The organism is Desulfotomaculum sp. (assembly GCA_003513005.1).
Lineage (GTDB): Bacteria > Bacillota > Desulfotomaculia > Desulfotomaculales > Nap2-2B > 46-80.
The window spans coordinates 1-7,619 of record DOTD01000065.1; the positions used below are offsets into that span (position 1 = coordinate 1).

At 42.5% G+C, this 7,619-nt stretch carries 8 protein-coding genes; 2 read left to right on the top strand and 6 right to left on the bottom strand.

Going from position 1 to position 7,619, the window contains the following annotated elements:
- On the bottom strand, positions 1-182 hold a 182-nt coding region (locus tag DEH07_07875; GenBank protein ID HBY04436.1), incomplete at its 3' end, for a hypothetical protein.
- A gap of 141 nt (positions 183-323) precedes the next feature.
- Between DEH07_07875 and DEH07_07880 the strand changes: the two genes are divergently transcribed.
- Positions 324-530, top strand: coding sequence for an XRE family transcriptional regulator (locus tag DEH07_07880; protein HBY04437.1), 207 nt, complete (start codon positions 324-326; stop codon positions 528-530).
- A 115-nt stretch (positions 531-645) separates the two neighbouring features.
- Complete coding sequence (locus tag DEH07_07885) at positions 646-2,145, top strand: hypothetical protein (GenBank protein HBY04438.1); 1,500 nt, start codon at positions 646-648, stop codon at positions 2,143-2,145.
- A gap of 461 nt (positions 2,146-2,606) precedes the next feature.
- On the opposite strand, the gene DEH07_07890 is transcribed toward DEH07_07885, so the two are convergent.
- The 5 genes from DEH07_07890 to DEH07_07910 all read right to left on the bottom strand — a co-directional run bounded on the left by DEH07_07890 (position 2,607) and on the right by DEH07_07910 (position 7,569).
- Positions 2,607-2,807, bottom strand: coding sequence for a hypothetical protein (locus DEH07_07890; protein HBY04439.1), 201 nt, complete (start codon positions 2,805-2,807; stop codon positions 2,607-2,609).
- 420 nt (positions 2,808-3,227) lie between these two features.
- On the bottom strand, positions 3,228-3,443 hold the full coding sequence (locus DEH07_07895; protein HBY04440.1) for a hypothetical protein: 216 nt from the start codon (positions 3,441-3,443) through the stop codon (positions 3,228-3,230).
- A gap of 823 nt (positions 3,444-4,266) precedes the next feature.
- Positions 4,267-4,536 carry a hypothetical protein gene (locus DEH07_07900; protein ID HBY04441.1) on the bottom strand — a complete coding sequence of 90 codons (270 nt, stop codon included), beginning with the start codon at positions 4,534-4,536 and terminating at the stop codon, positions 4,267-4,269.
- 375 nt (positions 4,537-4,911) lie between these two features.
- Positions 4,912-6,981 (bottom strand): hypothetical protein, encoded by a 2,070-nt coding sequence (locus DEH07_07905; GenBank protein ID HBY04442.1) that lies wholly within the window; start codon positions 6,979-6,981, stop codon positions 4,912-4,914.
- Positions 6,982-7,353: 372 nt separating this feature from the next.
- The gene (locus DEH07_07910; GenBank protein ID HBY04443.1) at positions 7,354-7,569 is read right to left on the bottom strand and encodes a DNA-binding protein; all 216 of its coding nucleotides are present in this window, start codon (positions 7,567-7,569) and stop codon (positions 7,354-7,356) included.
- Positions 7,570-7,619 lie beyond the last annotated feature (50 nt).

Below are 7,619 nucleotides of genomic sequence, written 5' to 3' on the forward strand. Positions count from 1 at the left end.
CAAACAGGTAATTTGCTCATTGCCCCGCCGCGCCCCAGGAGGAAGAAGTTACCCTTCGGTGTGCGGTACAGGTCTTCAATGAGGTAGTGAAAATCACTGTTACTGTAACCGTTCCAATACTCATGGATTAACTCTGCCATTGCTTTGACATAAACTTTGCGATTAATAGCTTTCTTTTTCATCGATAAAACCTCCTTATCTATATGTTATTATAGATATTCTATAATACTGTGTAGTATACTGTCAATAGTTTTATGAATAATATCTTTACATTATTATAGAAATAGTTTTATAATATATAGAAATAGCAAGAGGGTGATCAAGTGTCGTTTTCATATAATCCCTTATGGAAGAAGCTAATTGATAAAGGAATGACAAAGGAACAGTTAAGAAAAGCCTTAGGTTTATCCCCGTCAACTATTGCAAAAATGGGACGTGGGGAAAAAATATCACTTCAAATTATAGAAAAGCTATGCCAGTATTTTAATTGCCAACCTGGGGATCTGTTCGAGTATATCCCCGATAAATAGGGGGAATAATTTCACTCTCTTTTTTTATGGACTAACCATCAGCATAAATAAGGCTGTGTCACCTTTGATTTCCCCTAATGAGCGGAATTAAACTCCGGTCACGTGGGGGTATTACATGCCTGTCGGATATTGTCGAAATATTTGTCAAGGATTATCACTTAATATGTCGAAGAATGAAGTACAAAGGATGCAACCCCATGAAGAAAAGAGGGGATGTTTTGTGCGTAAAATACTGATTATGCTTTTGCTTGTGCTTATGCTATTTTTAACCCTGGTCAGTTCTTTACAAGCAGCAACATATAATGATAATGACCAATTAAAAATTGCCGTCATTATTAACTCGCTAGAATCTAAAAAAACCAATAATGAACAGGCTAAGAAAGATATTGAAAACTTAAAAAGTTATTATTTAAGAAAGATCCCCTTTATCAGAAATGCGGCTCATGAGGGTATCGTCATAAATAATGCGGATGGCTCCGCACCAGTTTTGGTTTCTACAAACGTACCGAAATGGTCTATAAATATTCCTACCAATATCACCATATCCCTGACTTTTGATAAACCAATTAAGTTTGGTAATAAAAAAATCCAAATATATGATTGGGATACATTCGATGACATACAAATAGACACACATATTGATGGAAATACATTATTCATTGATCCGGTAAATAACTTTAGTAGCTATTCAAAATATATGTTAGATCTAGATGACGCTGCTATTAGTAGCTTAGATGGTTTTGGCAATGAAAGTATATATTATAGTTTTTGCACTTGCGGTTGCCCAGATTGTATTGGTTCACCGCCAGAATTACTTTCTATGAATGTGCCTGAATGGTCAATAAACGTACCAATAGACACAACATTTTCTTTCACTTTTAACAAAACGATAATAAAAGGCAATGATAAAATCCAAATATATGATTGGGATACTTTTGAAGATGTTCAGATTAGTACCACCATTACCAATAATACTTTATATATAAATCCTACAGATAACCTTCAACCATATACTAAATATATGCTTGTTATAGAGGATGAGGCAATAAGCGATCTCAACTGCGTTGGAAACGAAGAATTGTTTTATAGTTTTACTACATGTGGTTGTGAATTATGCAGTGGTGAAGCCCCCTATCTTGTATCTACGAATGTTCCCGAGTGGTCAATTAATATTCCGATAAATACTACACTAACTCTATCTTTTGACAAACCTATAATGATTGGAAATTCTAAAGTAGAAATATATAATTTTGATACTTATGATAATATTAATATAGATTTAAGTATTAATGGCAGTACTCTTTTTATAAACCCATCTAACAATCTTGATATTTTTACCAAATACATCCTCGATATTGACGATGCTGCAATAAGTGATTTAAACTGTATAGGCAATGAAGAAATATTGTATAGTTTTACAACAAGCGAAGATAAATTCGGCGATATGAATACTGACGGCAGTGTAAATATCCTTGACTTGCTTAATATGGCACAATATATCGGCAGTAAACCAACGGATCCGATTTGGACCGTAGCGCAAAAAGCAGATGTCAATAAGGACGAAATGGTCAACATCCTTGACCTTTTAATGACTGCTCAGTATATAGGCAGTTAGAAATCCCTGACTTTAGCCGAAAACCTTACCAGAAATCACCTGCCAAGCGACTGTGAAAATATTTTTCGGCAAAACGGTGACGGAATAACCTGTCCCCCCATGATTAAAAGGGTGTCAGCAGTATTTATACGCCTCGGAACGCCAAGGGTGTAGGTAGTATCGACACCCTTTTTATGGATTAAAGTTCACACATATCCTGTTACCCAGTTACCATATATTACTAATCCAAATTAAGCCGGCCGGCGGGCTCGCTAGGACCGCAATCTGGGTACCCGTCCGGAAGGACCCAACCGGAAAAACTGCTGGCAGGATGTTTGGTAAGCTGTTTAAGCAATTCCCACTAAAGGGGTGTAAATATTATTGAAACCCCCTTTTTTATGGACTAAACACCCAAAAATGTCCTGAAGTGAAGCGCCCCAAGTGTTTTTTCTGGTTTTCTGATAAGTAAAAATAAGTATTTTTCATAAACCCCCAGATTCATACAGAATGTTTCCATACTGCCCAACCGGTCCCGGCATGAACGACATTTGGGATTTGACCTGTCCCCTATGCCTCATCATCAATTTCAGCCAGTAAATCTGCCGTTTTTCTTCAAACTCTGTCAGTAAAACATTCGTGTCTATAGCCTCATAAGCTGCCATCAAATCGGCTGTATCACACATCTTTTCGAGTTCCTCAGCGGTTTTTCGTTTTTCTTTTCCACCGATAACCCTCTTTACTCATTTTCCCGAAAATTTGCGTTTTGCTCTGCCAGCGGTCCTGAAACGAACGTATTTTCAGGATGTGCTTACCCCCTGGTCTGTGTAGCTACACCCTTTACGCGCGTAGGGTTCGTGCAATCTTGAAGGCCCATGCTCCGGTACCCGTCTTCCTTCGTTATTTTTCACCCTCCGGGGGGTGTCACTTAGAAAATAAAAGTTTCATGGAGTTAAATTGATTCTTCAATTCTGGCAGTCATAATAACAACTTCCTGCCTTGTAAGCCTTGCTATTACTGACTTAATTGACATTTTACCCTGCTTTCAATACTCCGTATATGTGCCATTTACTGCCGCTTTTTTTGTTGAAATAAGGGTAAACTTTTCAATATTCAGCCCGTTTTGATATGTTTCTAAAAAGCTCTGCCGGTTTCGGTTTTTTCGGTTTGTGCTCATTCCAGGTATGCTTACCGGTCCTGTGGTCAGCCAAGGGATCCCGGAGACAGGAGGGCGGTCCTGTTATTTTTTTCGTCCCCTTTTTTATGTGGTTCAGAAAGTTCAGGTTCTGCTTTGCTCCTTGCTTCGCTTCCTTGCTGCCCATGCCCGCTTGAATGCCTTTTCCATATCCTTTAAAGACTTACTACCCTGCCTCATTTTGGATTCAAAATCTGTAATGCGCGCGCCAAGAATGACAAAAAGACGTTTTTCTGCCATTTGTGTCACCGTCCATAATTTTCTTGAAACGATTAATGAAATAAGATAAAATTTTTTTTAAAAGCGAGGTAATAATTTTGGACAGTGGAACTTTAATTTTATTTTTTTTTATCGCTCCAGTAGCATTTATTGGTGCATTAATTCAATATTTCCGAAAAAAAATAGTTTTCCATGGATTATTGCATGTTTTATTTTCTTAGGCATAGGCATGATTGGTACACAATTCACTAAACCACCTGCACCAGAACATGACAGCTTGACCGCTTATGTTGTTTCACAGGACTTTATTTCCGATAGGTTAAAATCACCTAGTAGTGCGAGATTTCCTTTGTTCTCTGATAGTTCAGTGAAGGTCAACTATATAGGAGATACCCGTTATCAAATATTTGCCTATGTTGATTCGCAAAACAGTTTCGGAGCAATGATAAAATCGAATTATGATTGCATTGTAAAATATACTGACGATAAAAAATGGACGCTTGAAGAGATACACATTGAATAAGCAATAAAGACGCCAAAATTATCAACGTACTACAATCTGATATTTCATAACAATTATTTCCTCTATAAAGTAATGCCGCAACTGCCTTCGGGGTTCTCGGTATTACTATATAAGCTTGTCCTTCCAACTCTGTTCACCTCGTTTTAAGTTATGCCCACCTCCGGGGTGGTGATAGAGGCGGGCCGCTATGTTATCCCGCTAAAGCGGGTTATATCCGCTCCCTGCACCAGCCTGGCCTTACACAGTAAAGGCTGCAGTCAGTTTCCTGCGTCAAGCCCAGGCAATAGCCGGTAACCTGGCAAGCGGGCCGCATCCGGTACAGCCGGACTATATTGCCCATTACCTGCATTTCTCCCGCCGGCTGGATGGGTTCTTGTTTTTTCATTGGTCTGACAGCGCCGCCAATGTCGATCAGTTGGTTAGTTTCAGGAATATTTTTTTCTTTAAATGCGTCCAGCCATCTGCCCATGAAAAACATCTCAAATAAAATTTTTTCCTCAAACGCGCAGGTAAGGAAGTGTCAAAGGTATCAGTCTGGTAGTTTATGGTACATTGACACCTTTGGCACCTCCTATACTAGGCATTCACAGGAAATATTTTGGATTAATATGATATACACTTCTGGTTTTTCCATCCTTCATAACTTCTTCCCGCAGCCAGCCCGCTTCTATAAGCTCAATGCAAGCTTCTTGTACCAGTTCTTTTTTATCTAAAAGCTGCCAGTGATTTTTATAGACGTCTCTTAGTGTAAAACTCCCCTGCAGTGTGCCCTTTTTGATCTTCTGAGCCAGTTCTGCCGCCGCCCTGGTTGAAACATCGGCAACCAGCCCATATATACGCCGGGCATGGCCTTCTAAATGTCACACCATGCCGCTGCCTGCCCCCCCGCCAGGGAGGACACAGGGCCGCCTGCTTGTCCATCAGCAATATTGATCAAATGGAAGATTAGCGCCAGGGATGGCATCAGGCTTCTATACTTGCTTAAATGCTCCACTATAAGCGGGCTTTCCTCAGTCTGCAGTTTTGTCTGCAGTTCAGTCAACCAATCATTAAATATCTCCTGCGCTTCGGGTGAAAAGTGGTAATAAGAAATTTTTTCACCTATTGAGATTTCTGCCCCGTACTCCAGAAAGTTTATTTCAGATAACCGCTTGAATATTTCATAAGCCCTGTTCTTTGCCTCAATGTCCGGATATTCATCGATCAGGCTCCAGTTCGCCGGCTCGTCTGGGTATACTAGTAATTGAAACCGCTGCAGTAGCCCGTCGTTCTTGAGGTCATCGTTTGCCTGGTATAGATACCCGGTTAGTTTTGAAGGTTGAATACCCCCTAAAATTGATATACATAGGTTCTGAGTATCAATCGTACCCCGGCCAATACGGTCTGTGGTAAACGCTCCCTGCCCGTTCCAGGCTTCAAGATAAAACGCCCGATCCGTTTGTCGGTCTTCACGGTCCCAAGAAACCAGCAACCCCACAAGTTCGTCACGGAAGAGAAGTAAACCGCGCGGGTTCTCGTTTAACAGCTCAGCCAATTTCTCAATCGTTGAATCATTGGTTCGGTACCGCTGCCGGGTAGGAGGTTTCGGCTCTTCCAGCGCCGCATAACGTGCCTTCACATCATCCATGTTAGAAGGTGTTTCACTCTTTTTATGCTTTCCTTTTGCTGCTTGCTCCATCTCGCTTACTAACGCCTTCTTTTTTGCTTTAAATTCCTCGACATCAGCATTATGAAACCCCATTAACTCTTCGTGCTCTTTTTTGGCTTCAATCTCCAGCCGGTCAATCGGGTTCATTACTTCTTTGAGCGCCGGGGTTTTCATCATTGATGGTCTGGCAATAATGCCGCCCCAAAGATTGGGGACAACCGGCCAGTCGTCTTTTTGCTTGGGCCGAATACCACACCCAGCGCCTATAATTGCGCCGGCAGCCACTATTGCACCCACCGCCACAAAATCGACGGGACACTGCATCCGGTAAGCGACATCTTCTAACCAGGGCCGAAAGGGCTCCGGAATAATCCCGGAGGGCAGCTGGTCAACCGGCAATAGTTTGTTTTGAATCGGCTCCGGGTCCGGCCATTCGTAGTCAGCAAAATCTAAAATTCCCAGCCACTCACGGGCCTTTGAAACTACATCCGCGCCTATTAATTCACCTAATGAGCGCCATCCTGTTGTCTTGCCTGTGTCTTGGTTTCTGGCTGTATTGTCGACAGTGTCAGCACGTTTATCCGCTTCCTCATCGCCGGCAGCATGGGCCACTGCTTTAATGAAATATTTTGCATCGTTTACGCTCCAACCGGCCCGCAGTAGTGCGCCCGACAGGGCCAGGGCTACGTTTTGTCTGCTACCTTCAGCGGACCAGTGTCGGGCCAGCAACGCCGCTGCAGCCAGCCGGCAGGCTGATGTCTTTAATTCCACTGCTTCCACCTGTGCAGGCTCCCCTGCATCGTGCCAGCTTATTAGTTCACCGCTCGGATGTGTACTTGGCGGAAATACAGTCTGACAGCCTGTTGATCTTGTCTCTAAAATCATGCCGTCAGCCTTGGTTTCAAATTTCCGTGTCTTTATATCAGTTACATAAAGCCAGTGTGACAACGGTTTACCGGGCCGGCCAAACCTTGCACCAGTGGGAGGGAGGAACCATTCAGCCAGGTCTACCGCTTCGAGGCTATCAAGGTCAAAGTCTGTCAAGCCGCCGGACGGTTCCCCCTGCAATACCCCGACGTTTTGGCCCTGTGGGAAGTATCCCGGTAATTCTTCTTCTATCAGCCGTATATTTTGCCAGCCTGGTATTATAGGGGCTTTGCTTCCCTTCGGTATGGGAACAATCTTCCAGTCTCGCTGTAAATATTCGTATGCCGCCTGAAGTACCTGGTCGTCGTGCTCGTTGCATGGTATACTATTGTAAAACAATCGTGTCACCTCGCTCCCTGGCAGCCGCCAGGGTTTTACCTTGTTACAACAAAAAAACCGCTTTATTGTGCGGTTTTACTTATAAACTATTTCTTTACCTCTTATATGCCTGATTGCGTTATACGGTGTCAAGTCAGTTTTGTCGTAAGCGTTCTTTCGGTCAAGTTCTTTTTTCCCTAGTTTACGGTTTGCCCGCCGCCGGGCTTTTACCTGTGGAGACAATAATAATACCCCCTCTTTTCACCCTTCACGCTACTAGAGCGTTCATCGGGAAAAATCATCTTATTCACCTCGCTTCCCCGATAACTGCCGGGGTGTTTGTTTTATTCCCCCGTTTTGTCTCCGGAGAAACTCCTCCGCAGCCGCAAACGGGGTCTAATCCTATTGCTCATTCAACCAGCGTTCGAGTTCGCCTTTAGGGATTAACCACCTTCTACCGACGCGTTTTGCATAAAGCTTCTGTGCCGCTAAGAGTTCGTAGACTGTGTTTCTTCCCAGTCCTGTTATTCGCATAACATCACTAGGTGAATACGCGATCTTGTTTAAAGCCTGTTTTTCAATTTGCATTTGCTGTTCCTCCATTCTGGATAATTGCATAAAAAACCCCGCCTTCTAAATTTTCTTGATAAGGACCGTAAAGACAAACA

Coding starts and splice junctions, on each gene's coding strand:
- DEH07_07885 (HBY04438.1), top strand. CDS start 646: ATGCCTGTCGGATATTGTCGAAATATTTGTCAAGGATTATCACTTAAT.
- DEH07_07890 (HBY04439.1), bottom strand. CDS start 2,807: ATGTGTGATACAGCCGATTTGATGGCAGCTTATGAGGCTATAGACACG.
- DEH07_07895 (HBY04440.1), bottom strand. CDS start 3,443: ATGGGCAGCAAGGAAGCGAAGCAAGGAGCAAAGCAGAACCTGAACTTT.
- DEH07_07900 (HBY04441.1), bottom strand. CDS start 4,536: ATGTTTTTCATGGGCAGATGGCTGGACGCATTTAAAGAAAAAAATATT.
- DEH07_07910 (HBY04443.1), bottom strand. CDS start 7,569: ATGCAATTATCCAGAATGGAGGAACAGCAAATGCAAATTGAAAAACAG.